This is a genomic window from Chromobacterium paludis (genome assembly GCF_008275125.1).
Classification (GTDB): Bacteria; Pseudomonadota; Gammaproteobacteria; order Burkholderiales; family Chromobacteriaceae; genus Chromobacterium; species Chromobacterium paludis.
The window spans coordinates 4,021,967-4,046,758 of sequence record NZ_CP043473.1 but is presented as its reverse complement, the minus strand read 5'-3'; the positions used below and the strand labels follow the sequence as shown (position 1 = coordinate 4,046,758).

The 24,792-nt window shown below is 66.5% G+C and carries 22 protein-coding genes and 1 riboswitch; of the genes, 13 read left to right on the top strand and 9 right to left on the bottom strand.

The window, feature by feature from the left end; genetic code table 11:
• Positions 1 to 48: 48 nt before the first annotated feature.
• From FYK34_RS19190 to FYK34_RS19180, 3 genes are all read left to right on the top strand, one after another.
• A complete protein-coding gene (locus FYK34_RS19190; protein ID WP_149299316.1) occupies positions 49 to 1,581 on the top strand; it encodes a hypothetical protein in 1,533 nt (510 codons plus the stop codon).
• 75 nt (positions 1,582 to 1,656) lie between these two features.
• Positions 1,657 to 2,775 carry a glutamate 5-kinase gene (gene proB, locus FYK34_RS19185; RefSeq protein WP_149299314.1) on the top strand — a complete coding sequence of 373 codons (1,119 nt, stop codon included), beginning with the start codon at positions 1,657 to 1,659 and terminating at the stop codon, positions 2,773 to 2,775.
• Between the two features lie 88 nt (positions 2,776 to 2,863).
• Positions 2,864 to 3,937, top strand: coding sequence for an ABC transporter substrate-binding protein (locus tag FYK34_RS19180; protein ID WP_149299312.1), 1,074 nt, complete (start codon positions 2,864 to 2,866; stop codon positions 3,935 to 3,937).
• A 67-nt stretch (positions 3,938 to 4,004) separates the two neighbouring features.
• Here FYK34_RS19180 and FYK34_RS19175 read toward each other — a convergent pair whose 3' ends face one another.
• Complete coding sequence (locus tag FYK34_RS19175) at positions 4,005 to 4,427, bottom strand: hypothetical protein (protein ID WP_149299310.1); 423 nt, start codon at positions 4,425 to 4,427, stop codon at positions 4,005 to 4,007.
• Positions 4,428 to 4,514: 87 nt separating this feature from the next.
• Positions 4,515 to 5,552: a Holliday junction branch migration DNA helicase RuvB gene (gene ruvB / locus FYK34_RS19170; protein WP_149299308.1), complete on the bottom strand. Its 1,038-nt coding sequence runs from the start codon at positions 5,550 to 5,552 to the stop codon at positions 4,515 to 4,517.
• A 79-nt stretch (positions 5,553 to 5,631) separates the two neighbouring features.
• Positions 5,632 to 5,780, top strand: a riboswitch (FMN riboswitch).
• A gap of 132 nt (positions 5,781 to 5,912) precedes the next feature.
• Here ruvB and ribB point away from each other — a divergent pair.
• Entirely contained in the window at positions 5,913 to 6,545 is a 633-nt protein-coding gene (gene ribB, locus FYK34_RS19165) for a 3,4-dihydroxy-2-butanone-4-phosphate synthase (RefSeq protein WP_149299305.1), read from the top strand.
• An 11-nt stretch (positions 6,546 to 6,556) separates the two neighbouring features.
• Positions 6,557 to 7,243 (top strand): riboflavin synthase subunit alpha, encoded by a 687-nt coding sequence (locus tag FYK34_RS19160; RefSeq protein WP_149299303.1) that lies wholly within the window; start codon positions 6,557 to 6,559, stop codon positions 7,241 to 7,243.
• 55 nt (positions 7,244 to 7,298) lie between these two features.
• On the opposite strand, the gene ruvA is transcribed toward FYK34_RS19160, so the two are convergent.
• The 4 genes from ruvA to amgK form a co-directional block, all read right to left on the bottom strand.
• Positions 7,299 to 7,892 carry a Holliday junction branch migration protein RuvA gene (gene ruvA / locus FYK34_RS19155; protein WP_103901732.1) on the bottom strand — a complete coding sequence of 198 codons (594 nt, stop codon included), beginning with the start codon at positions 7,890 to 7,892 and terminating at the stop codon, positions 7,299 to 7,301.
• 188 nt (positions 7,893 to 8,080) lie between these two features.
• Complete coding sequence (ruvC, locus tag FYK34_RS19150) at positions 8,081 to 8,611, bottom strand: crossover junction endodeoxyribonuclease RuvC (protein WP_149299301.1); 531 nt, start codon at positions 8,609 to 8,611, stop codon at positions 8,081 to 8,083.
• Positions 8,608 to 9,306: an N-acetylmuramate alpha-1-phosphate uridylyltransferase MurU gene (murU, locus tag FYK34_RS19145; protein ID WP_149299298.1), complete on the bottom strand. Its 699-nt coding sequence runs from the start codon at positions 9,304 to 9,306 to the stop codon at positions 8,608 to 8,610. The genes ruvC and murU overlap by 4 nt, the downstream gene beginning before the upstream one ends.
• Positions 9,306 to 10,340 carry an N-acetylmuramate/N-acetylglucosamine kinase AmgK gene (gene amgK / locus FYK34_RS19140; protein ID WP_149299296.1) on the bottom strand — a complete coding sequence of 345 codons (1,035 nt, stop codon included), beginning with the start codon at positions 10,338 to 10,340 and terminating at the stop codon, positions 9,306 to 9,308. The genes murU and amgK overlap by 1 nt, the downstream gene beginning before the upstream one ends.
• Before the next feature lie 74 nt (positions 10,341 to 10,414).
• On the opposite strand from amgK, the gene FYK34_RS19135 reads away from it, so the two are divergent.
• The 3 genes from FYK34_RS19135 to pdxA are packed head-to-tail and all read left to right on the top strand — an operon-like array spanning position 10,415 to position 14,955.
• The gene (locus tag FYK34_RS19135; RefSeq protein ID WP_149299294.1) at positions 10,415 to 12,661 is read left to right on the top strand and encodes an LPS-assembly protein LptD; all 2,247 of its coding nucleotides are present in this window, start codon (positions 10,415 to 10,417) and stop codon (positions 12,659 to 12,661) included.
• A gap of 9 nt (positions 12,662 to 12,670) precedes the next feature.
• The gene (locus tag FYK34_RS19130; protein WP_174774532.1) at positions 12,671 to 13,975 is read left to right on the top strand and encodes a peptidylprolyl isomerase; all 1,305 of its coding nucleotides are present in this window, start codon (positions 12,671 to 12,673) and stop codon (positions 13,973 to 13,975) included.
• Entirely contained in the window at positions 13,975 to 14,955 is a 981-nt protein-coding gene (gene pdxA, locus FYK34_RS19125; protein WP_168209810.1) for a 4-hydroxythreonine-4-phosphate dehydrogenase PdxA, read from the top strand. Before FYK34_RS19130 ends, pdxA begins: the two co-directional genes overlap by 1 nt.
• Positions 14,956 to 14,970: 15 nt before the next feature.
• On the opposite strand, the gene FYK34_RS19120 is transcribed toward pdxA, so the two are convergent.
• The 3 genes from FYK34_RS19120 to FYK34_RS19110 are packed head-to-tail and all read right to left on the bottom strand — an operon-like array spanning position 14,971 to position 16,917.
• Positions 14,971 to 15,474 (bottom strand): TPM domain-containing protein, encoded by a 504-nt coding sequence (locus tag FYK34_RS19120; RefSeq protein WP_149299287.1) that lies wholly within the window; start codon positions 15,472 to 15,474, stop codon positions 14,971 to 14,973.
• Positions 15,474 to 16,319 (bottom strand): TPM domain-containing protein, encoded by an 846-nt coding sequence (locus FYK34_RS19115; RefSeq protein WP_149299285.1) that lies wholly within the window; start codon positions 16,317 to 16,319, stop codon positions 15,474 to 15,476. Before FYK34_RS19115 ends, FYK34_RS19120 begins: the two co-directional genes overlap by 1 nt.
• A gap of 1 nt (position 16,320) precedes the next feature.
• On the bottom strand, positions 16,321 to 16,917 hold the full coding sequence (locus FYK34_RS19110) for a LemA family protein (protein WP_149299283.1): 597 nt from the start codon (positions 16,915 to 16,917) through the stop codon (positions 16,321 to 16,323).
• Positions 16,918 to 17,235: 318 nt separating this feature from the next.
• Here FYK34_RS19110 and FYK34_RS19105 point away from each other — a divergent pair, with 318 nt between their 5' ends.
• The 5 genes from FYK34_RS19105 (at position 17,236) to FYK34_RS19085 (ending at position 24,734) form a co-directional block, all read left to right on the top strand.
• Entirely contained in the window at positions 17,236 to 21,090 is a 3,855-nt protein-coding gene (locus FYK34_RS19105; protein ID WP_149299281.1) for a DUF3683 domain-containing protein, read from the top strand.
• Positions 21,091 to 21,189: 99 nt separating this feature from the next.
• Positions 21,190 to 21,984, top strand: coding sequence for a MerR family transcriptional regulator (locus tag FYK34_RS19100; RefSeq protein WP_149299279.1), 795 nt, complete (start codon positions 21,190 to 21,192; stop codon positions 21,982 to 21,984).
• A 94-nt stretch (positions 21,985 to 22,078) separates the two neighbouring features.
• Positions 22,079 to 23,179 (top strand): DNA polymerase III subunit beta, encoded by a 1,101-nt coding sequence (gene dnaN, locus FYK34_RS19095; RefSeq protein ID WP_168209809.1) that lies wholly within the window; start codon positions 22,079 to 22,081, stop codon positions 23,177 to 23,179.
• 17 nt (positions 23,180 to 23,196) lie between these two features.
• Positions 23,197 to 24,168 carry a D-2-hydroxyacid dehydrogenase family protein gene (locus FYK34_RS19090; RefSeq protein WP_149299275.1) on the top strand — a complete coding sequence of 324 codons (972 nt, stop codon included), beginning with the start codon at positions 23,197 to 23,199 and terminating at the stop codon, positions 24,166 to 24,168.
• A gap of 41 nt (positions 24,169 to 24,209) precedes the next feature.
• Positions 24,210 to 24,734, top strand: a complete 525-nt coding sequence (locus FYK34_RS19085) for a cysteine hydrolase family protein (RefSeq protein ID WP_149299273.1) — start codon at positions 24,210 to 24,212, stop codon at positions 24,732 to 24,734.
• The last annotated feature ends 58 nt before the right edge of the window (positions 24,735 to 24,792 follow it).

Here is a 24,792-nt window from a genome sequence, read left to right as displayed (position 1 = left end):
ACCAGACAATACCAATAGCATACAGCGTCCCGCCATCGGAGCCTCCGCATGCCGCCGCTCGCACTGCCAAAGAAGGATATGGACCTGCAACTCGTCGACACCCAGCCGGCCAGCGTGGAAGCCTGGCTGGAGCGCCTGCCCTATACCGACCTGCTTGAGTGCGGCCGCCTGCTGGCCCAGGCGCTATACCAACTGGGCCGCGCGCCCATCGAACCGATGCAGCGCTACAAGCTGCTCAAACTGTATTTGAAGGCGCTGGACCGCTACTATCCGTTGCTGGAAAGCGAAACCCAGCACAGCGATATCCTGACCTCGCCCAAGAGCCGCCAGCTGGCGGTAGTGGGCGTCAAGCTGTTTGCCAATCTGTTTGTCGATTTCAAACAGACGCTGAACGAAAAACTGGCGCGCCAAGGCCTGCTGGAACGCGAGCAGCCCAAGATAGAGCTGCTGCTGTACACCATGATGGCGGCGCGGCAATGCCTCAACATCTGCCAACAGTATTACTGCCCGCTGCCGGACGGCTTCTGGCTGGACTGCCACCAGCTGTATGCGCTGGCGCAGGAGAAGGGCTGGCAGGACCGCTCGCTGGCCAACGACGATTCATTGTCCGACATCTACCGCCAGATCCTGCTGTTGGGACTGACCGCCACCAACCGGCTATCCCCATCCGAAATGCGGCTGACCCGGCAACTGGTGTACGACCTGGCCCGGCAAGTGGCCTTGCGCCCGGTGAGCGAGCTGAGCGACAGCCGCCACGGCTATGTGCTGGACCCGCAGGAGGACGCGCCGCCGCGTTATCTGCTGGCGGCGGCAGGCGCGCAGCAAAACCATTGCTATTTGCTGGAACTGAGCGGCGCCCTGGCCAGCATGCGGCGCAGCCTGGACCAGCTGCAGAAAAGCAGCGCCTCGCCCGGCGGCGGCCTGGTGGGGGAGGAGATCCAGCTGCTGAGCCTGCTCAGCGAGGCCTGGCAGCGGCCGCGCCGGCGTAAGCACGCGCGCGAAACCGCCCAGGCCGTGGTCGAGATCATCGCCGGCACCGCGCAGATCTGGCACCGCGTCAACGGCGGCAGCTGGTCGCTGCGCGGCAGCGACACCGAAGAAGAAAGCTCCAGGCTGCGCCCGCCCCCGCTGCCCTGCCTGCTATCCATCATCAATCAAAGCGAAAGCGGCTACCTGCTGCGCGGCATCCCTCGCGACCAACCCTTGCGCGCCGGCGAACTGCTGCTGGTCAATCCGCCGGATCAACCCGCGGCCGCCTGGCTGTGCACGGTGCGCTGGGTGCTGATGCAGCCCAGCGGCAAGGAAATAGAATGCGGCGTCGAGATCATCGGCCCGCCGCCCCTGCCGGCCCTGGCCATGCCCAGCATCACCCACAACGGCGACGCCTTCCAGCGCTGCCTGCTGCTGCCCGCGCATAACGGCCGCCCCGAGCTGCTGGAAATGGTGGGCCGCCCATTCAGCCAGCTGCGCGAGTTCCGGCTGCGCGACGCCAGCGGCGAGCGGCTGGTCCGCGCCTCCCGGCTGCAGCTGCAATCGCCTTATTTCCAGCTCATGGAGTTCCGCCCCAGCGAGCAGTTTTGACCTGGCGCAAGCCACGCGCTTTTTCGGTTACACTGACCTCTCTATAATCATTTGCTTTCATAGCGAGGTCTGTTGATGCATTCGGTGATTCACGCTTCCGACCGTATCGTGGTCAAGGTCGGCTCCAGTCTGGTGACCAACGACGGCAAGGGCCTGGACCTGTCCGCCCTGGCGCGCTGGGCCGCCGAAATCGCCGAACTGAAGCGCCGCGGCAAGCAGGTGGTGCTGGTTTCCAGCGGCGCCATCGCCGAAGGCTGCCAGCGCCTGGGCTGGACCGTGCGGCCCAAGGGCGTGCATGAGCTGCAGGCCGCCGCCGCCGTCGGCCAGATGGGCCTGTGCCAGGCCTACGAGAGCGCCTTCCGCGCCTTCGGCCTGCAGACGGCCCAAATTCTGCTGACCCACGAAGACCTGGCCGACCGCACCCGCTACCTGAACGCCCGCACCACGCTGACCAGCCTGCTCAATCTCAACGTGGTGCCCATCATCAACGAGAACGACACCGTGGTCACCAGCGAAATCCGCTTCGGCGACAACGACACACTGGGCGCGCTGGTGACCAATCTGATCGAAGCCGACGCGCTGGTGATCCTGACCGATCAGCAGGGCCTCTTCAGCGCCGACCCGCGCAAGCATCCGGATGCCGAATTCATCCATGAAGCCGAGGCCGGCGACCCTAAATTGGAAGAAATGGCCGGCGGCGCGGGCTCCAGCGTCGGCACCGGCGGCATGATCACCAAGATCCTAGCGGCCAAGCGCGCCGCGCGCAGCGGCGCCGCCACCGTGATCGCCTGCGGCCGCGAGCAGCAGGTATTGTCGCGCCTGGCCGACGGCGAGGCCATCGGCACCCAGCTGGTGGCCGCCACCAGCCGCATGGCCGCGCGCAAGCAGTGGCTGGCCGACCATCTGCAATTGGCCGGCCGCCTGCTGCTGGACGACGGCGCGGCCCAAGCCATACGCGAGCGCGGCACCAGCCTGCTGCCGGTGGGCGTCAGCGCGGTGGAGGGCGAGTTCCTGCGCGGCGAGGCCGTGGCCTGCGTCGACGCCGCTGGCCGCGAGGTGGCGCGCGGCCTGGTCAATTACAGTTCGGACGAGGCGCGCCAGATCATGCGCAAGAGCACGCGCGAAATCGAAGGCGCGCTCGGCTACATCGTCGAACCCGAGCTGATCCACCGCGACAATATGGTGGCGCTGTAAAGCGTCGCCCAGTCCGATACGCGTTCCCCCCGCCCCGGCCAGTGTCTGGCCGGGGTTTCATTTTTAGCTGACACAAGGATGACAAGATATGAACAAGCTGGCTCTTACGGCGCTGATGACACTAGCCTGGGGTTCGGCCTTCGCCGCGGATGTGCTGCACATCTACAACTGGAACAACGCGCTGTCGCCCGACACCGCCAAGCGCTTCGAACAATCCTGCCAATGCAAGCTGGTGCAGGACTATTACGGCGACAATGAGGAAATGCTGGCCAAGCTGGCTGCCGGGGCCAAGGGCTACGACATGGTGTTTCCCACCGCCTTCGCCGTGAACGCGCTGCTGAAGCAAGGCAAGCTGCAGCCCCTGGATAAAGCCAAGCTGCCCAATTGGAAAAACCTGAACGGCGGCTATCTGGTGCTGAACCAGCCCTTCGATCCCGGCAACCGTTACGCCGCGCCCACGGTGGTCTCGCTGACGCTGCTGGGCTACAACGCCACCCAGCTGAAGAAAGCCGGCCTGGCCGACAAGGCCAATAGCTGGGCCTTGGTCTTCGATCCGGCGCTATTGGCCAAGATCAAGGGCAAGGTGACGGTGCTGGACAGCCAGCGCGAGCTGATGGCCGCGGCGCTGATGTATCTGGGCAAGGACGCCAACTCCACCAAGCCTGCCGACTGGAAGGCCGCGGCGGAGGTGATCCGCCAGGCCAAGCCCTACTGGGCGGCGTTCAACAACCAGAGCTACATCAAGGAGCTGACCGTCGGCAATATCTGGGTGGCGCTGGGCTATTCCAACGACCTGTTCCAGGCCCAGCAGGACGCCAAGGCGGCCAAGCGGCCGTTCGAGCTGGCCTACCAGCCGCAGAAGGAGGGCAATGTGCTGGCCATAGACAATATGACCATCCTCAAGGACGCGCCGCGTCCGGACCTGGCGCACAAGTTCATCAACTTCATGCTGGACGGCAAGAACGCGGCGGAAATCTCCAACCAGATCGGCGCCACCAACCCGGTCAAAGCGGCGGAAGCCTTCTTCAAGCCGCAGATCAAGGCCAATCCGGTGATCATGCTGGACCCGGCCAAGGGCAAGTACGTCGCGTTGAAAGACCTGGACGCCAAGTCCCGCCGCGAGCTGAACCGGCTGTGGACCCAGGTCAAGATAGGCCGCTGAGTCCAGCCGACAAAAAAGCCCGCCACCTTGTCGTGGACGGGCTTTTTTTGTCGCCGTCGGCGGCTAATCAACGGTCCACGTGCGGACGGCGGCTCTCCGCCTCCTGGCGGCGGAATTCGACGGCGCGCATGATGACATAGGCCAACATGGCGCACAGGAAGAACAGCAGCACCACCCAGGCAATGGAACGCAGGGTTTCGATGCCGGCATTGAACAATTCCAGCATCCAGCGCTGGCCGCTCAGGTCCAGCTGGGTGCTGCCCTTGCCCGGCGCCGGCGGCAAATAGCGTTCCAGCGACCACGGCCGCACGCCGCCGGAAATGCCGCTGACCACGATGGCGAAGAACACATACTTGCGCCAGGCTTCGGCCAGGTCCTGGCCCAGGGTGCGGCCCAGAATCTTGGCCACGGCGGGGTCGAAGAAACGCGCGGCGGCGACGGCGGCCACCACGACCACGATCAGAATGGTGGCGAACAACACGTAGAACATGATTTCTCGCTTAACGATGCAGAATAGTTTTCATTGTACGCCAATCGCATGCCGGCCACCGGCATCCGCGTTTGCGCGCGGGCAAACTCAGGCGTCCTTCAGCGGCAGCCCGAAATGCAGATAGGCCTGCGCCGTGGCCATGCGGCCGCGCGGCGTGCGCTGCAGATAGCCCTGCTGGATCAAATAGGGCTCGATCACGTCTTCAATGGTGTCCGTGGACTCGCCTATCGCCGCGGCGACGTTGTCCAGCCCCACCGGCCCGCCGGAAAACTTCTCCAAAATGGCCTGCAAGAGCTTGCGGTCCATCACGTCCAGGCCGGCCGGGTCCACGTCCAGCATGGCCAGCGCCGCGTCCGCCACCTCGGCCGTCACCACGCCGTCGGACTTCACCTCGGCGTAGTCGCGCACCCGGCGCAGCAGCCGGTTGGCGATGCGCGGCGTGCCGCGCGAGCGCTTGGCCACCTCGAAGGCGCCGTTGTCGGACAGCTGCACATTGAGCAGGCCGGCGGAGCGGCTGACGATGCGCGTCAGTTCCTCGGCGGTGTAGAACTCCAGCCGCGCGACGATGCCGAAGCGGTCGCGCAGCGGATTGGTCAGCATGCCGGCGCGCGTCGTCGCGCCCACCAGCGTGAACGGCGGCAGGTCTATCTTGACCGACCGCGCCGCCGGCCCCTCGCCTATCATGATGTCGATCTGGTAGTCCTCCAGCGCCGGGTAGAGGATTTCCTCCACCACCGGGGACAGCCGGTGGATCTCGTCGATGAACAGCACGTCGTGCGGCTCAAGGTTAGTCAACAGCGCCGCCAGGTCCCCGGCGCGCTCCAGCACCGGGCCGGATGTCTGGCGCAGGTTGACGCCCATCTCGCGCGCCACGATATGCGCCAGCGTGGTCTTGCCCAGGCCAGGCGGGCCGAACAAGAGCACGTGGTCCAGCGCCTCGCCGCGCTTCTTCGCCGCCTCGATGAAGATTTCCAGCTGCTCGCGCGCCTTCTTCTGGCCCACGTACTCGTCCAGCAGCTTGGGCCGCAGCGCGCGCTCCAGCGCTTCCTCCTGGTCGGACGCGCGTTGCGGGGCGACCATGCGGCGCTCCGGCGCGGCGCCAAACAGCTTGTCAGTTTCTATCATCGGGGGAACTCTTGGGATGAATCTTGCTGCCGACATTCTAACACCGCGCTATACTCGCCGCTGGCCGCGCTGTAGCGGCCAACGTCTTCGGGGCGGGGTGAAATTCCCCACCGGCGGTATGGCGCGCAAGCGCCGAGCCCGCGAGCGCCTTTGCCGCACGGCAAAGGGTCAGCAGATCTGGTGAAACGCCAGAGCCGACGGTCATAGTCCGGATGAAAGAAGACGACGGCAGCCATTCGTCCGCGCCCGCGGCGGGATGGCTGTGTCGTATCCGCGCGTTTATCGCGCCGGCTGGCCTTGCGCCATCCGCTTCACGCCCACGGGACGTGTTTCTCAATCCATCATTTGAGGACCGTTTCCATGAACGCCCATACCGATATCCTTTCCCTGCGCGTCCACGCCGCGCTCGACGCCTTTCGCCAAGGCCTGCCCGTCATCGTCGCCGACGACCCGGACCGCGAAAACGAGGCCGACCTGATTCTGGCCGCCGACGCGCTCACCGTGCCCGAGATGGCGCGCATGATCCGCGACGGCAGCGGCATCGTCTGCCTGTGCATCACGCCGGAGCGCGCCGCCCAGCTGGATCTGCCGCCGATGGCCGCCGAAAACGGCAGCCACTACGGCACGGCCTTCACCGTCGCCATCGAGGCGGCCGAGGGCGTCACCACCGGCGTGTCCGCCGCCGACCGCGTGACGACCATGCGCGCCGCCATCGCGCCGAACGCCAAGCCGAGCGACCTGGTGCGCCCCGGCCACGTCTACCCCATCGTCGCCCGCGCCGGCGGCCTGGCGGAGCGGCGCGGCCACACCGAGGCCTCGGTGGCGCTGGCGCGGCTGGCCGGCTTCAGCCCGGCCGGCGTGCTGTGCGAGCTGATGAACCCGGACGGCAGCATGATGCGCGGCCAGCAAGTGCAGGACTACGCCGAGCGCCACGGCCTGCCGCAACTGTCCGTGGCCGAGCTGGCCGAATGGCTGCAACGCGAACAGGCTTGAGGGGAGACGATATGTTCAGCGGCATTACCCAAGCCATCGCCCGCGTCATCGCCATCCAGGAGGGCGAAGGCAGCCGGCGGCTCACCCTGACTTTCCCCGCCGGTTTTTGCGATGGATTGCGCCAGGGCGCCAGCGTCGCCGTCAACGGCGCCTGCCTGACCGTGGCCGCGCCGCCGCACGGCGACAACGCGGATTTCGACCTGATTCTGCCGACATTGATCACCAGCACGCTGGCCGCTTGCCAGGTGGGCGACGCGCTCAACGCCGAGCGCGCGCTGGCCGATGGCGCGGAGAACGGCGGCCACGCGCTGTCCGGCCACGTCGACTATCAGGCGACGGTGGAGCAGGTTCGGCGCCACGGCGACAATCTGTGCCTGCGGCTGACCGTGCCGGCAGGCGCCTTGCGCTATCTGTTCGCCAAGGGCTACGCGGCGCTGGACGGCGTCAGCCTGACCATCGCCGGCATAGACAAGCGCGAGGGCTGGTTCGAAGTGTGGCTGGTTCCGGAAACGCGCCGCGCCACCACGCTGGGCGTCAAACAGCCGGGAGACAGGCTGAACCTGGAAATCGAGCGGCAGACCCAGGTGCTGGTGGATTCGACGCGCGAGGCGCTGGAAGACAAGCTGTCGGCCTTGCTGGAATTGCTAGGGCCGCAGCTGACGGGAAGCCGCCCGCCCGCGCTGGCGCAAAGCGCCTGAGCGTGCGCAACCAAGGGCGGCCTGGGCCGCCCTTTCAAGTCAAGATGCGCGCGTCTCAGCCCTTCATCAAATTCTTCAGGGCCAGCCGCACGCCCTCGCTGACCGTGACATCGGCCGGCAGGCTCTTGGTGGCCGCCGCCGCCTCCTTGTCGTTGTAACCCAGGGCCAACAGCGCGTTGACGATGTCGCTCTTCTCGTCCGGCGTGGCGGCGAAGGGCAGGCCGCCCGGCACCGTCAGATTGCCGCCGGTGGCCAGCTTGCCGCGCAGCTCCAGCACCAGCCGCTCCGCCGTCTTCTTGCCTATGCCCGGCACCGAGGACAGGCGCTTGATGTCCTCGCTGGCCACGGCGATGGCCAGCTCGTCCGCCGTCATGCCGGACAGAATCGCCAGCGCGATCTTGGCGCCGATACCGGACACCTTGATCAATTGGCGGAAGGTCTGCCGCTCGTCCTTGCTGGCAAAGCCAAACAAGAGATGGGCGTCCTCGCGCACCACCAGATGGGTGAACAGAGTGCAGGGCTGGCCCAAGGCCGGCAGCTGGTAAAACGTGGTCATGGGCACATCCACCTCATAGCCCACGCCGCCCACGTCCACCACCACCTGCGGCGGCAGCTTTTCGATCAATTTGCCGCTGAGGCGTCCGATCATGATGATTCTTTCTTGTGTATTCGTTGTGATTCAGCCGTAGAGCGGATGCCTCAACGGGGCGACCCGCCAAGCTTGCCGACGCGAAGGCCGCAGCGCCCCCTCTCCCCAAGCCCTCTCCCGCGAGGGGAGAGGAGCTTGCAGACGGATGTGCCGAGAGGCGGAGCGCCCGGCTGCGCCGGGCTTCCGCCCTACACCAGCCGTCCGCCCCGCACTTTGAGGCCGCGCAGCGCCAGCTTGCCTATGGCCCCGCCGCTATGATTGGCATGGGTCAGCGCCACCGCCAGCGCGTCGGCGGCGTCGGCCTGCGGCGTGCCGGACAGGTTGAGCATGCGCACCACCATGTACTGCACCTGCTCCTTCGGCGCCTTGCCCTGGCCGACGACGGACTGCTTGACCTGCAAGGCCGTGTATTCCGCCACCGGCAAATCCTTCAACACCAGCGCCGTCATGCAGGCGCCGCGCGCCTGGCCCAGCATCAGCGTGGCGGCCGGATTGACGTTGACGAATACGCGCTCCAGCGCCGCCTCGGTGGGCTGATAGGTTGCGATGACTTGGTGAATGCCGTCCACCAGCACCTTGACCCGTTCGGCCAGCGGCGAGCCGCTCTTGGTGCGGATGGCGCCTGAGGCGACGTAATGGCGCTGGTTGCCCACCACGTCGATGACGCCGAAGCCGGTGATCAGGCTGCCGGGGTCGATGCCGAGTATGCGCCGGCTCATGCCGTCCAGCCGGCGGCGATGCGGTCGGCCTCGGCCAGCCGCTCCGGCGTGCCCACGTCCAGCCACAGGCCCTGTTGCACCTCGCCGCGGACTTGGCCCCGCTCCATCGCCGCCAACAGCCACGGCAGCAAGGGGCTGGCCGAACCGGCCTTCACCTCGCGGAAGAAGACCGGATGGTAGGCGGCCAGGCCGCAAAAGGTGTACGGCGTGTCGCCGTCCGCGCAGGCGGCGACTTTGCCGTCGGCGCGCAAGGTCAGATCGCGACCGGTCTTATAGCCGGCCTTGGGCGTCAGCGCCAGGTGGGCCAGCGTCGATTCGCCATCCAGACGGCCAGCCGCCTCGACCAGACGCTGAACCGGAAAATCGCTCAACACGTCGCCGTTGAGCACGATGAAAGGGGCGTCTCCCAGCAGCGGCAGGGCCGTGGCGATGCCGCCGGCCGTCTCCAGCGCCTCGCCCTCCGGCGAGTAGACGATGGACACCCCGAAGCGCGAGCCGTCGCCCAGCACGTCTTCAATCTGCGCGCCCAACCAGGCGTGGTTGATCACCAGCTCCGTCACCCCGGCGCGGGCCAGCCGCTCGATATGCCACTGGATCAGCGGCTTGCCGCCGGCCGTCAGCAGCGGCTTGGGCGTGTGGTCGGTCAAGGGCCGCATGCGTTCGCCGCGGCCCGCGGCCAGTATCATCGCCCGCATCAGCTGCCCTTCACGCCCAGCACCGGGTAGCTGGACTGCAGCTCCTCGTCGGTTTCATCGCGGCCCACCAAGTCCACCAGCAGCTGGTAGAACGGCGCCAGCTCGCTGTAGCGGCGCGTGGTGCGCTTCAGGTATTTGATGAAGCGCGGGATTTCGGCGCGGTACTTGTCCTTGCCGTCGCGGTGGAACAGGCGGGCGAAGATGCCGGCCACCTTCAGATGGCGCTGCACGCCCATCCATTCGAAGGCGCGGTAGAAATCGTCGAAGCCTTCCGGCACCGGCAGGCCGGCGGCGCGCGCCTTCTCCCAGTAGCGGATGGCCATGTCCAGCACAAACTCCTCTTCCCACTCGATGAAGGCGTCCCGCAGCAAGGACACCGCGTCGTAGCTGATCGGACCGTACACCGCGTCCTGGAAGTCCAGCACGCCGGGCGCGCCGGCGGTCAGCATCAGGTTGCGCACGATGAAGTCGCGATGGACGAAAACCTTGGGCTGGGCCAGCAGCTCGGGCAACAAAGCCTTGACGCCGGCGTCCCACAATTGGCGCTGCTTGAAGTTGAGCGGCTTGCCCAGCTCCTTGGCGCAGAACCATTCCGGAAACAGGTTCAATTCGCGCGTCAGCAGCGCTTCGTCGTATTCCGGCAACACATCCGGCCGGCTGGCCTGCTGAATCGCCACCAGGGTATCCAGCGCCTCTTCCAGCAGGTGGCGGTGCACCAGCGGGCGCTCGTCGTGCTGCAGCGCGGCCAGGTAAGTCACCTTGCCCAGGTCTTCCATCACGATGAAGCCCTGCTCGCGGTCGCGCTTCTCCAGCCGGGGCACGTTGACCATGGAGAAGATGTCGCGCACGTTGACGTAGGCGTCGGTGCCGATATGCTCCGGCGGCGCGTCCATCACGATGCGCGTGGCGCCGTCCGGCCAGATCGCGCGGAAGTAGCGGCGGAAGTCTGCGTCGGCGGCGGCGAATTCAACCTGGATGGCGTCGCCAGGATATTGCTCCGCCAGCCATTTCTTGAGCTGTTCCAGTCTTTGCATGTCGCTTTGTCGTGGTGCTGATAGAATTGAGCGATTTTATACCGCCCACTAGCCCCCACGATATGGCTTTGTGCATGCCCAAACCAAAACCGACTACGCTGGCGCTGGCCCTCGCCGCCGCCTTCGCCCTTAACGCCCAGGCGGCGCGCGCCGACGCCTCCGCCCCCATCGCCCTGCCCACGCCCAAGCCGCAGACGGGCCAGGCCGTCGTCACCGCCGACCACATCGACGGCGAGAACGAGGTGGTCCTGCACGCCAAGGGTCAAGTGGTGGTGACGCGCGACGACCAGAAAATGGAATCGAACTGGCTCGATTACTACCAGGAGAAGAATCGCGCCAAGGCGGGCGACCACTTCCGCCTGACGCGCGGCAAGGATGTCATCACCGGCACCACGCTGGACTACGACATGGATAATTACACCGGCACCGGCATGCAGCCCGTGTTCTCCATGTCGCCGCATGGCGAGGGCAAGCCGGCGGCCGGCGCGCCCGCCATCACCATGCGCGGCGACGCGCGGCAGATAGATTTCCAGGGCCAGAACCAATACCGCGTCTACGGCAGCCGCATGACCACCTGCGACCCCGGCGACGATGCCTGGTATCTGCATGCCGGCAGCACGGACCTCGATTACAACCGCGGCGTCGGCGTGGCGCGCCATGCTTGGATGCAGTTCTACGGCGTGCCGCTGCTGTACACGCCGTGGCTGGATTTCCCGCTGAACGGCAACCGCAAGTCCGGCTTCCTGACACCCACCTTCAAGACCGGCAGCGCCGGCACCGAATTCTCGCTGCCGTATTACTGGAACATCGCGCCCAACTACGACGCCACCATCACGCCGCACTTCAACACCAAGCACGGCAACATGCTGTCCGGCGAGTTCCGCTACCTGCAGCCCGACTACAGCGGCAGCATCTACACCGAGCAGCTGCCGCACGACAAGGTGACCGACTCGGCGCGCAATGCCTGGTACGTGACCCACTCGCAGAACCTGGGCCATGGCCTGAGCTTTTACCTCAACTACAGCGCCGTTTCCGACCGCACCTACTTCACCGACTTCGGCGACCAGGTGGCCATCGCCTCCAACGTCAACCTGAACCAGGAAGCGGCGCTGAACTACGGGCTGGGATGGCGCGGCGGCTCCGGCACCGCCACGCTGCGCGTGCAGCACTACCAGAACCTGACGCTCAATCCGCAGCCGGGCGACATCCCGTATGCGCGGATGCCGCAGCTGTCCTTCGTGGCCAATCAAAACCTGCCGGCCGGCTTCAGCGCCAATCTGATCACCGATCTGACGCGCTTCGACCATCCCAGCTTGCAGACCGGCGACCGCGTCGTCGCCTATCCCAGCGTAAGCTGGAATTTCGACCGCAGCTGGGGCTTCATCCGGCCCAAGCTGGGCGTCAATTTCACGGAATACAATCTGAACGCCTTTCAAGGCACGGCGCGAAGCACGCAAACCCGCTCCCTGCCCATTTTCAGCACCGACGCCGGCCTCTACTTCGACCGCGACACCAACTTTCTGGGCAAAGACCATCTGATGACGCTGGAGCCGCGGCTGTTCTACGTCAGCATCCCGAACAAGGACCAGAGCAAGATTCCGCTGTTCGACACCTCGGTCAACGACTTGAACTTCGCCCAGCTGTTCACCGAGAACCGCTTTTCCGGCTACGACCGCATCAACGGCGCCGACCAGCTCACCACCGCCCTGACCAGCCGCTTCATCGACCAGACCAACGGCCTGGAGCGGCTGCGCCTGGCCGTGGGCAAGCGCTTCTACTTCAAGGACGACATCACCCAGAGCGCCAACCAGCCCAGCTCCGACCTGCTGCTCAGCGCCGCGGGGGACCTGAGCCGGACATGGCGCTTCGACAGCAGCTACCAGTACAACCAGGAGCTGGGCGTCACCGAACGCTACAACGTCCAGATGCGCTACAGCCCGGCGCCGGGCAAGGTGGCCAGCGTGCGTTACCGCTACGGCCGCAACGAGCAGCTGCTGGACACCTCCTCCGAGACCGGTCCGTTGCGCCAGGTGGACGTGGCCGGACAATGGCCTATCGCCCAGCGCTGGTACGCCATCGGCCGCTACAATTACTCGCTGATCGAACGCAAGCCTATTGAGCGACTGGCCGGCTTCGAGTACAACGATGGCTGCTGGTCGGCGCGCGTATTCGGACAACGCTACGTGACCGACCCGCAGACGACCAAGAACGCCTGGTTCCTGCAGCTGGAACTGAGGGGGCTGGGCGCGTTGGGCAGCGGCAGCGTGCAGGACACGCTGCGCTTGGCCATTCCCGGCTACACCAAGACTAACCCGCAATAAAGCCTGACCATGAAAAAGACCCTGCTTGCCCTGTTGATCGCCGGCGCCGCGCAAGCCGCGCTGGCGGCCCCCGCCGTCCCCGCCGCCCCGCAGTCGGTCCGCGAAGTCGACCGCATCGTCGCCGTGGTCAACAAGAATGTGATCACCTGGCAGGAGCTGCAGGCGCGCGTCAACGAGGCGATCAAACAGCTGGAGGCGCAAAAAGTGACGCCGCCGGCCCGCGACGTGCTGGCGCACCAGCTGCTGGAACAGATGATCACCGAAGAAGTGCAGCTGCAGTACGCCGCCAGCGGCGGCCTGCGCATCGAAGACGCCGCCATCGACCAGGCGGTGGCCAATCTGGCCAAGCAGAACAAGCTCAGCGAAGCCGGCCTGAAAGCGCAGCTGGCCCGCGACGGCATCAGCATGGACCGCCTGCGCGGCGACATTCGCCGCGAGCTGACCATCTCCCGCCTGCGCGACAGCGAAGTGGCCTCGCGCGTCAGCGTCAGCGACAGCGAGGTGGAGCAGGTGCTGAAGAGCGCGCAGAGCGCCAACCGCACCGAATACCACCTGGCCAGCGTGCTGGTCAGCGTGCCGGAACGCGCCGACGCCAAGCAGATCGACGCGCTGTCGCAGAAGGTGCACAAGGCGCTGGCCGACCTCGACGCCGGCCAGCCTTTCGCCAAGGTGTCCGCCACTTACTCCGACGCGCCCAATGCCCTCAAGGGCGGCGACATGGGCTGGCGCCCGGCCACCTCGCTGCCGGTGGAATTCGTGCAATTGCTGGAAAAACTGAAAACTGGCGCCCACACCGACGTGATCCGCACCCAGCAAGGCTTCTTCATCTTCCAGCTGGTGGACAAGCGCAGCGGCGGCGCGCCCATGCTGGTGGAGCAATACCATGTGCGCCACATCCTGATCCGCACCAATGAGGCGGTGTCCGAGGCCGACGCCAAGGCCCGCATCGAGCAGGTGCGCGACCGCATCCTGCGCGGCGCCAAGTTCGCCGACATGGCCAAGCTGTACTCCGAGGACGGCAGCAACGCCAAGGGCGGCGACCTGGGCTGGGTCAGCCCGGGCGACCTGGTGCCGGAGTTCGAGAAGGCCATGGTGGCGCTGCCGGTGGGCCAGCTGTCGCAGCCGGTGCGCTCGCCGTTTGGCTGGCACTTGATCGAAGTCGAAGGCAAGCGCAATCAGGACGTATCCAGCGACCATGAGAAAATGGCGGTGAAGCAACAGATCCGCGCGCGCAAAATGGAGCAGGCCTACGCCGACTGGGTGCGCCAGCTGCGCGACTCCGCTTTCGTCGAAGAGCATCTGGACGACAAGTGATGCCCGTCCCCGTCCTGGCGGTCACCGCCGGCGAGCCGGCCGGCATCGGCCCCGACCTGGCGCTGCGGCTGCCGGCCTTGTTGCCGGATAGCCGCTGCGTCGTCATCGCGGACCGCGGCCTGCTGGCGGAACGCGCCGCGCGACTGGGTTTGAAGGTCGATCTGGCGGACTACCGCCCCGGCCAGCCCGCCCCCGCCGGCGCGCTGGAAGTGCTGCACGTGCCGCTGGCCGCGCCGGCCGAAGCCGGACGGCTGGATCCGGCCAACGGCCGCTATGTGCTGGCCACGCTGGACGCGGCGATAGACGGCTGCGTGTCCGGCGAATTCGCCGCCATGGTCACCGCGCCGGTGCACAAGGGCGTGATCAACGAGGCCGGCGTGCCGTTTTCCGGCCACACCGAATACCTGGCCGAACGCACCGGAACGAAGAAGGTGGTGATGATGCTGGCCGGCGGCGGCATGCGCGTGGCGCTGGCCACCACCCACCTGCCATTGCGCGCCGTCGCCGACGCCATCACCGCGCCGCTGCTGCATGAGGTGATCCGCATCCTGCATGCCGACCTGACGCGCAAATTCGGCATCGCCGCGCCGCGCATCCTGGTGGCAGGCTTAAACCCGCATGCCGGCGAAGGCGGCCACATGGGCCGCGAAGAAATCGACGTCATCGAACCGGCGCTGGCCACGCTGCGCGCCGAAGGCATGAATCTGATCGGCCCCTTGCCCGCCGACACGCTGTTCAATCTGGACAAGCTGGCCCAGGCCGACGCCGTGCTGGCCATGTACCACGACCAGGGCCTGCCGGTGCTCAAGCACGCCAGCTTCGGCGCCGGCGTCAACATCACGCTGGGCCTGCCCATCATCCGCACCTCGGTGGACCACGGCACGGCACTGGACCTGGCCGGCAGCGGCCGCGCCGACTCGGGCAGCCTGGTCGAAGCCGTGCAATTGGCGGAACAACTGGCGCTGCGCTCCGCCGGCTGAAATCCACCGCGCCGCTCAGCGCACGATCACCTGATCAGGCAATTCATTGACGAAGGGCGCGTCGCCGCGCGGCGCATGCCGCGCCAGCAGGGCGTGGATGCGCCGCAAACCCAGCTCCAGGCCGGCCACATGCTCGCCCGCGGCAAAAGCCTGCTGCATCTGCGCGCAGATATCGCCCCACTCCCGCTCCGGCGCCAGGCGATTGATGCCGCGGTCAGCCACGATCTCGATGCGCCGCTCCGCCAGCAAGAGATACACCAGCACGCCGGTGTTCTCCTCGGTGTCCCACACCCGCAGCTCGCCGAACCACTGCAGCGCCCGCTGCCGCGCGCTCAGTCCGCGCCAGGCGGCGCGCCAGTCCAGCGCGGACTCCACCACGAAACGCAACTGGCCGCGATGCGCGCGCTCGGACTCGGCGATCTGCCGCTCCAGCCTCGCCAATTCGGCCGCCGGGAATTGACGGCGCGCCTGCCAGCCCGTGCTGCACAAGTGGCGCCAAACTCTTTGCCATTGATTCATCACCAGTCTCCCGACGCGCCGCCGCCGCCAAAGTCGCCCCCGCCGCCGGACCAACCGCTGCCGCTGTCGGAAGAACCGCCGCCGCCGCCCCCCCAACTGCCCCAGCTGGCCAGGGACAGGCCATGCTCGCCCAAGGCCAGGCACAGCCCGGCCGCCACCGCGCCTATCAGCACGGCCATCAGCGCGCCCGCGCCCAGCAGCAAGGACAGCGCGATGCTGAGGCTGCCGATGATGAAGCTGCCGATCAAGCGGCCAAACAGCTTGCCGGCCAGGCCGGACCCCATCAGCAGGAAGAAGGCCAGCAACGGCCAGCTGTCTTCCCAGCCACCGTCTTGCGTGGCCTGTCGCTTCGGTTCCGGCAGTTTTTCGCCGTCGATCAAGCCCTCTATCTGCGTCGCGGCGGCCTGCAGGCCCTGCAGGCGCAGGCCCTGTTTGAACAAGGGGCGCAAGGTGTCCTGCAGGATGCGCTTGGCGTAGATGTCCGGAATCGCGCCCTCCAGGCCGCGGCCCACCAGCAGCTGGGTCTTGTGCGCATCGGTCACGATCAGCAGCAGCACGCCATCGTCTACACCCTTGCGTCCCAGCTTCCAGCTGTCCATCACCCGCGTGCCGTAGTCGAACGGCGTTTCCGGGGCCACCGACGGCACGATCAGCACCGCCAGCTGGCTGCCCTTGCGCTGATGGAAGTCCAGCAGCTGCTTCTCCAGCTGGCCGCGCTCGTCCGCGCTCAGGAAAGCCGCCTGGTCTATCACCGGCGAGCTGGGCGGCGGCACCGCCACCTCGGCCCGCGCCACGCCCGCCAGCAAGCACAGCGCGAAAACCAGCCAGACCCATGCGCGGCGCATCTTACTTGCCCTGCTCGTCGAAGCTCACCTGCGGCGGCGCGGAGATCGCCTTCTCGTTTTCCACGGTGAAATTCGGGCGCGTCTTCAGGTTGAACATCTTGGCGGTCAGGTTATTGGGGAAGCTGCGCACAGTGCTGTTGTAGTATTGCACCGCGTCGATATAACGCTTGCGCGCCAGGGCGATGCGGTTTTCCGTGCCCTCCAGCTGCGCCTGCAAATCGCGGAAGGACTGATCGGCCTTCAGTTGCGGGTAGTTTTCCGACACCACCAACAGGCGGGACAGCGCCGAACCCAGTTGATTCTGCGCGGCGGAGAATTGCTTGAGCTTGTTCTCGTCGGTGGCCGAATCGGCATCCATCTGGATGCTGCCGACGCGGGCGCGCGCCTCCGTCACCTGGGTCAGCACCTCCTTCTCATGCTTGGCGTAGCCCTGCACCGTCTTCACCAGATTGGGAATCAGGTCGGCGCGGCGCTGGTATTGGTTCAGCACCTCGGACCAGGCGGCGTTAGCCGCCTCGTCCTGCGCTTGCATGGCGTTGTAGCCGCAGCCGCTCAGCGACGACACCAGCAACAACATCAACAGAATCTTCTTCCACATAGTCATTATCCTTCTCAATCGTGCGCTTTCCCGGCCGGGAAAGGTTCAAAAACGCTAGCTTACCCAAAAACGCCCGCCAGCCGTAAATAGAAAAACTCATAGTCATATCCTAAGCAAAAGCAAAATGACGAAAAGGCGGCGCGCGCCATACGGGGGCATTGAATAAAATATACAAAAAAAGCGCCATGATGCGCGCGCATGCCGCCCACAATCTCTTGATCTAAAGAGGGAAAATCCCTGTTCAAGTCGGGTTTTTCGCATCGCAACAATTACGCTACACTGGCAGACATTCCTCTAATAAAAGCCAGCTTGCGGACAATGACAGCCATCACCAGCGAACAGCGCCTGCGGGAGATCCCGTACAACTACACCTCGTATTCCGACCGCGAAATCGTGATTCGCCTGTTAGGCGAACCGATGTGGAGACTGCTGGACGACTTGCGCGGCCAGCGCAAGACCGGCCGCTCCGCGCGGATGCTGTTCGAGGTGCTGGGCGATATCTGGGTGGTGGACCGCAATCCCTATCTGGTGGACGATCTGCTGGACAATCCCAAGCGCCTGTCCGCGCTGGTGGAGGCGATGCGCCACCGCCTGGCCGAGATCGAAAAGCGCCGCGACGGCAACGACAAGGTGCAGCTGATGATAGCCGCCGCGCGCGAGGCGGTGGACGCCTTCGCCCGCCAGTTCGACGACACGCGCGAGCTGCGCGCCCGCGTGCTGAAAAAGCTGAGCCGGCTGACCCGCCGCGACAACATTCTGTTCGACGGCCTGTCGCGCGTGGCCCACGTCACCGACGCCACCGACTGGCGCGTGGAATACCCCTTCGTGGTGCTGAGCCCGGACAACGAGGCTGAGATGGCGCCGCTGGTGCGCGCCTGCATCGAGCTGGGACTCACCATCATCCCGCGCGGCGGCGGCACCGGCTACACCGGCGGCGCGGTGCCGCTGGACCGCATGAGCGCGGTGATCAACACCGAAAAACTGGATCGCCACCTGGGCGTCGAGCACATCGAGCTGCCGGGGCTCTCGGGCCCGCGCGCCACCATTTCCTGCGGCGCCGGCGTAGTCACCGCCCGCGTGTCCGAGGCCGCTGCCGCCGCCGGACTGGTATTCGCGGTGGACCCCACCTCGGCCGAAGCCTCCTGTATCGGCGGCAATATCGCCATGAACGCCGGCGGCAAGAAGGCCGTGCTGTGGGGCACCACGCTGGACAATCTGGCCAGCTGGAAAATGGTGGACCCGAACGGCCATTGGCAGCTGGTGGAACGCATCGGACACAACTACGGCAAGATCCACGACGTGGAAGAAGCGCGTTTCCGCGTGTCGCGGCTGGCCGACGACGGCCAGACGGTGGAAAGCAGCCGCGAGCTGATCATCCCCGGCAGCGCCTTCCGCAAAGTGGGCCTGGGCAAGGACGTCACCGACAAATTCCTGGCCGGCCTGCCCGGCGTGCAGAAGGAAGGCTGCGACGGCATCATCACCAGCGCCCGCTTCGTGCTGCACAAGATGCCCGGTCATACCCGCACCGTCTGCCTGGAGTTCTTCGGCACCGTGGCCGAGGCCACGCCGGCCATCGTGGAGATCACCGACCTGTTCAAGCCGGGCGGCGCTTGCCTTGCGGCCGGCGTACAGCTGGCCGGCCTGGAGCACCTGGACTGGCGCTATGTGCGCGCCGTCGGCTACGCCACCAAGGCCAAGAGCAAGGGCCGGCCCAAGATGGTGCTGATCGCCGACATCGTGTCCGACGACGAAAACGCGGTGGCGGAAGCCGCCAGCCAGGTGGTGCGCATCGCCAACGCCCGCCACGGCGAAGGCTTCATCGCGGTGACGCCGGAGGCGCGCAAGACCTTCTGGCTGGACCGCAGCCGCACCGCCGCCATCGCCAAGCACACCAACGCCTTCAAGATCAACGAGGACGTGGTGATCCCGCTGCCGCGCCTCGGCGACTACAGCGACGGCATCGAGCGCATCAATATCGAGCTGTCCATCGCCAACAAGATAGAACTGCTGGACACGCTGACCGAGTACTTCCACGGCCGGCTGCCGGTGGACAAGATGGACACCAACCTGCCGTCGGAAGAGCTGATCGGCGACCGCCGCGCCGCCGCGCTGTCCATGCTGGCCGTCAACCGCGACCGTTGGCAGTGGCTGCTGGACAATATGGACGCGCCCTTCCACGAATACGCGGGCCGCTGGCCGGACGCGCCGCTGGAAGACCGCGCCGCGCAACCGGCCACCGTATTCCACGCGTTGCGCGACTTCGTCCTGCGCGTCAGCTGGAAACGCGAAGTGCTGGCCGAGCTGGAACAGATCTTCTCCGGCAGCGCCGCCGCCGGCATCCGCGCCGCCATCCGCGAGCTGCAGCAGCACGTGCTGCGCGGCCGGGTGTTCGTGGCGCTGCACATGCACGCCGGCGACGGCAACGTCCACACCAACCTGCCGGTCAACTCCGACAACTACCGCATGCTGCAAACCGCCCACCAGGCGGTGGTGCGCATCATGGCGCTGGCCCGTTCCTTGGGCGGCGTCATCTCCGGCGAGCACGGCATCGGCATCACCAAGCTGGAATTCCTCCGCGACGACGAAATCGCCCCCTTCCGCGCCTACAAGGCTCAAGTGGACCCCAATGGCCACTTCAACCGCGGCAAGCTCTTGCCGGGCGCGGACCTGGCGCTGGCCTACACCCCGTCGTTCTCGCTGCTGGGCGCGGAGTCGCTGATCCTGGAGCAGTCCGACATCGGCGAAATCAACAACTCGATCAAGGACTGCCTGCGCTGCGGCAAGTGCAAGCCGGTGTGCTCCACCCACGTGCCGCGCGCCAACCTGCTCTACTCCCCGCGCAACAAGATACTCGGCGTCGGCCTGTTGACCGAAGCCTTCCTATACGAGGAGCAAACCCGCCGCGGCGTCAGCCTCAAGCACTTCGAGGAGCTGTCCGACGTGGCCGACCACTGCACGGTGTGCCACCGCTGCGTCAAGCCCTGTCCGGTCAAGATAGACTTCGGCGATGTGTCGGTGGCCATGCGCAACTTCCTGCGCAAGGCCGGCAAGAAGAAGTTCAACCCCGGCACCGCGCTGGGCATGGCCTTCCTCACCGCCAAGGACCCGGCCACGGTCAAGACGATACGCGCCGGCTTGGTCGGCGTCGGCTACAAGGCGCAGCGCCTGGGCAACCAGTTCGGCAAGCGGCTTGGGTTGATCGGCGGCCAGAAGAAGCAGCCGCCGTCCACCGTCGGCCCGGCGCCGATCAAGCAGCAGGTGATCCATTTCATCAACCGGCCGATGCCGGGCGGCCTGCCGAAAAAAACCGCGCGCGCGCTGCTGGACGTGGAAGATCCGCACGTGGTGCCGGTGATCCGCAACCCCAAGGCGGCCGAAGACGCCGAGGCGGTGTTCTACTTCCCCGGCTGCGGCTCGGAGCGGCTGTTCAGCCAGGTGGGCCTCGCCACCCAGGCCATGCTGTGGCATGTCGGCGCGCAGACCGTGCTGCCGCCGGGCTATCTGTGCTGCGGCTACCCGCAGACCAGCGCCGGCTACCAGGACAAGGGCGACGCCATCACCACCGAGAACCGGGTGCTGTTCCACCGCGTGGCCAACACGCTGAACTACCTGGACATCAAGACCGTGGTGGTCAGCTGCGGCACCTGTTTCGACCAGCTGGCGCACTACCGCTTCGAGGACATCTTCCCCGGCTGCCGCGTCATCGACATCCATGAATACCTGATGGAGAAGGGCGTGAAGCTGGACGGCATCGAAGGCCAACAGTATCTGTACCACGACCCCTGCCACACGCCGATGAAGACCCACCAGCCGCTGAAGGTGGTCAACGAGCTGATGGGCGGCGGCGTGCCGCTGACCGACCGCTGCTGCGGCGAGGCCGGCACCTTCGCCGCCAGCCGGCCGGACATCGCCACCCAGGTGCGCGCGCGCAAGGAAGAAGAGATCAACAAGAACCTGCAAGCGCTGACCGGCGGCCAGCCGCCCGCCCAGCCGGTGAAGATCCTCACCTCCTGCCCGTCCTGCCTGCAGGGCCTGTCGCGCTACAACGACGATACCGGCACCGAGGCCGACTACATCGTGGTGGAGATCGCCCGCCACATCCTGGGCGAAAACTGGCTGCCGGAATACGTGGCCCGCGCCCGCGACGGCGGCGTCGAGCGCGTCTTGTTGTAAACGCATGCCCGGCTTCTTCCTGGCGGGAGAGGCCGGCCTTGACCTTGCCCTTGGGGCAAGGTCCACACTGGCGTCATCCGTCGCTCATTCCTCAAACTCATGCTCACCATCGGACAACTGGCCCGCTGCCACGGCCTCAGCACCAAGACGCTGCGCCATTACGACAGCATAGGCCTGTTCAGCCCGGCCCTCACCGGCCGCGACAACGGCTACCGCTACTACCTGCCGGCGCAGGTGGCGGAGCTGGGCCGCATCGTCATGCTGCGCGAGCTGGGCCTGTCGCTGGACGACATCGCCCGGCTGCGCGGCGCCGATGAGGAAACCCTACGCCAAGCGCTACGCGAACACGCCGCACGGCTGCAGGGAGAAATCGAGGAGCGGCGGCAGCGGATCGCGCGCATCGAGCGCCATCTCACGCAAACCGAATGGAGCCAGACCATCATGCAAACACCCGACATCGTCAACCTGCCCGCCTTCCGCGTCGTCGGCCTCGCCTGGAGCCCCCAGGACGAAGGCGACATCCCGGCCCTGTGGCAACGCTTCCTGCAACGCGAGCATGAAATCGCCGACGCCCGCCCCGGCAGCAGCTACGGCCTGTGCCAGCCCTTGCCGGACGGCGGCTGGCGCTACCTGGCCGCGCTGCAAAGCCCGCCGGACGCGCCGGTGCCGGACGGCATGACCGCCGTGGAGGTGCCGGCCCAGCGTTACGCCCGCTTCCGCCACGTCGGCCCGGTCAGCGGCCTGCCCGCCACCTTCCAGGCCATACACGGCAGCTGGCTGCCGGCGGCCGGGCTGGAAGCCGCCGAGGGCATAGAGTTCGAATACATGGACGAGCGCTTCCTCGCGCCGGACCACCCCGATTCACTGACCGAGCTATACATTCCCATCCGTTAATACCGAGCCAGACACGAACGAGCGGCGCGCCAGCAAAGAACAAACGCATAGTCCATTGTGATAAAATTTCGGCTCCTTCATGCTGGAGCCGGACATGCTGCTGCGCGCCGACCGAGATACCCTGCTCGCCCCGCTGGCCGCCGTCTGCGGCGTGGTGGAGCGCCGCCACACTCTGCCCATACTGTCCCACGCTTTGCTGGCGGCCGACGGCGAAAACCTGACGCTCACCGCCAGCGATCTGGAAATCCAGGTAGAGAGCCGGCGCGCCATCCGGGCCGAGCAAGCTTTCCGCCTATGCGTGCCCGCCCGCAAGCTGCTGGACATCCTGCGCGCGCTGCCGGCTGGCTGCGGGCTGCAGCTGAAGCGCCAGGGCGGACAATTGTTGCTCTTGGCCGCCGGCAGCCGCTTCCAGCTGCAAACCCTGCCGGCCGAGGACTTTCCCCTGCTGACGCCGGACGGTGCCGCATCCGCGGCAATCGAACTGAATCCGGCCGAACTCAAACACAAGCTGGACCAGGTGCTGTACGCGATGGCCGGCGGCGACATCCGCCCCTACCTGAACGCCTTGCTGCTGCAACTGGACGCCGGGGAGCTGAAGCTGATCGCCTCCGACGGCGTGCGCCTGGCCATCCAGCGCTACCCCTTGGCCGGCGCGCATGCGGAGAGAAAACTGCTCCTGCCGCGCAAGGCCGCGCTGGCCTTGCACAAGCTGCTGGGCGAACAAACCGCGCCGCTCCAGCTAAGCCTGGGCGAGAAGCAGCTGCACTGCCAGCTGGGCGACACCCAGCTGCGCGCCAAACTGGTGGACGCGCGCGCCCCGGATTATCTGCGCCTGCTGCCGGACCATCACGACTGCGAACTGACCCTGCCCCGCCAGGCCTTACTGGAAGCGGTGCAGCGCGTGGCCGTGCTGGCCCACGCCAAGTTCCGCCAGCTGGAGCTGGCGATCCGTCCCGGCCAGCTGGCCCTGCGCTGCCATAACGCCGAGCTGGAAGAAGCGGAAGAAACGCTGCCGCTGGACTGGCAAGGCGCGCCGCTGCAGGCAAGCTTCAACCTCGGCTATCTGCAGGATGTGTTGCAGTCTCAACAAGCGGAACAGCTGCGCTTCGGCCTGGGACAGGGCCAGCGCGGCATGCTGATCACCAATCCCGACGATCCGCACTTTCAATACCTGGCCATGCCCATGCGCGGCTAAGCCCCTCAGGAAATCCCATGCCCGCCATCCAGCTGCTGATCCCCGACGACTACCAGAACATCGGCCCCAGCCTGGCCGAACTGCACGGCGACCCCGGCTACGTCTGCCGCAGCCTGGGCGACCTGGCGCGCGCGCCCGGCGCCGACGCCGCGCTGGCCCGGGCCGAAGCGCTGCTGCTGATACGGGAGCGCACCGTGGTGGACGAGGCGCTGCTGGCCAGAATGCCGCGGCTGCGCCTGGTCAGCCAGACCGGCAAGCTCGCGCGCAATATCGACGTGGCCGCCTGCAGCCGCGCCGGCGTGGCCGTGGTGGAGGGCAGCGGCTCGCCCTACGCGCCAGCCGAGCTGACCTGGCTCTTGATCATGGCGGCGCGGCGCCGGCTGGTCGAGAATGTCGACAGTCTGCGCGCCGGCCAATGGCAAGGCCCGGTCGGACGCGCGGTGCGCGGCGCGACGCTGGGCATACTCGGCTTCGGCAAGATAGGCAAGCTGGTGGCCGGCTACGGCCGCGCCTTCGGCATGGAGATCCTGGTCTGGGGCAGCGAGCGCGCGCGCGAAGAAGCCCGGGAGCTAGGTTATCTCGCGGCGGCTAGCCGCGAGGCCTTCTTCGCCGAGTCCGACGTCCTCAGTCTGCACCAGCGTCTGGTTCCCGCCACCGAGGCCAATGTGACGGCGGCCGATCTGGCCGCGATGAAGCCCGACGCGCTGCTGGTCAACATCAGCCGCGCCGAGCTGATCGCGCCCGGCGCGCTGGAGGCGGCGCTGGACGCCGGCCGTCCCGGTTTCGCCGCGCTGGACGTGTTCGAGCAGGAGCCGATCTACGACGCGGACCACCCCTTGCTGCGCCGCGCCAATGTGCTGTGCGCGCCCCATCTGGGCTATGCCGAAGAAGCCAGCTACCGCCAGTACCTGGAAATCGCCTACCGCAACGCGGTCCGCTTCTTCGATGGCGACACCCAACACGTATTGAACCCTGAAGCCCTGATCTGAAACGCCGCGCCCAGTCGCGCGCGCCCTACTGGAGAAGCCATATGTCCGATACCGCCCTGTTGATCATCGACGTCCAAGTCGGCGTCGTCGAAGGCGAACCGCGCGCCGCTCGCTTGGACAGCGTGCTGGACCATCTCAACCTCGCCATCGCCAAAGCGCGCCAGCGCGGCATGCCGGTGATCTTCGTCCAGCACGAGGAGGCCGACCTGCCGCACGGCTCGGCAGCCTGGCAGCTGCATCCGAAGCTGGCGCGCCAGGATGGCGACCTGCTCGTATTCAAGCGCTACGGCGACAGCTTTTGCGAGACCGATCTGGCCCAGCGGCTGTCCGAACGCGGCGTGGAAAAATTATGGATAGGCGGCGCCGCCACCGACTTCTGCGTGGACAGCACCTTGCGCAACGCGGTGTCGCGCGGCTACCAGGTCAACGTGATCGCCGATGGCCACACCAGCTGCGGCTGGTTCTCCCTGAGCGGGGAGCAAGTAGTAGACCACTTCAATACCGCCTGGAGCCACACCAGCGCCACCCCCAAGCCGCTGCGCGTGTTGCCGGCGGCAGAGCTGTAATCTGTTGGCCATAAACGCGAAAACGGCGGGTTTCCCCGCCGTTTTGCCTGCCTGCCGC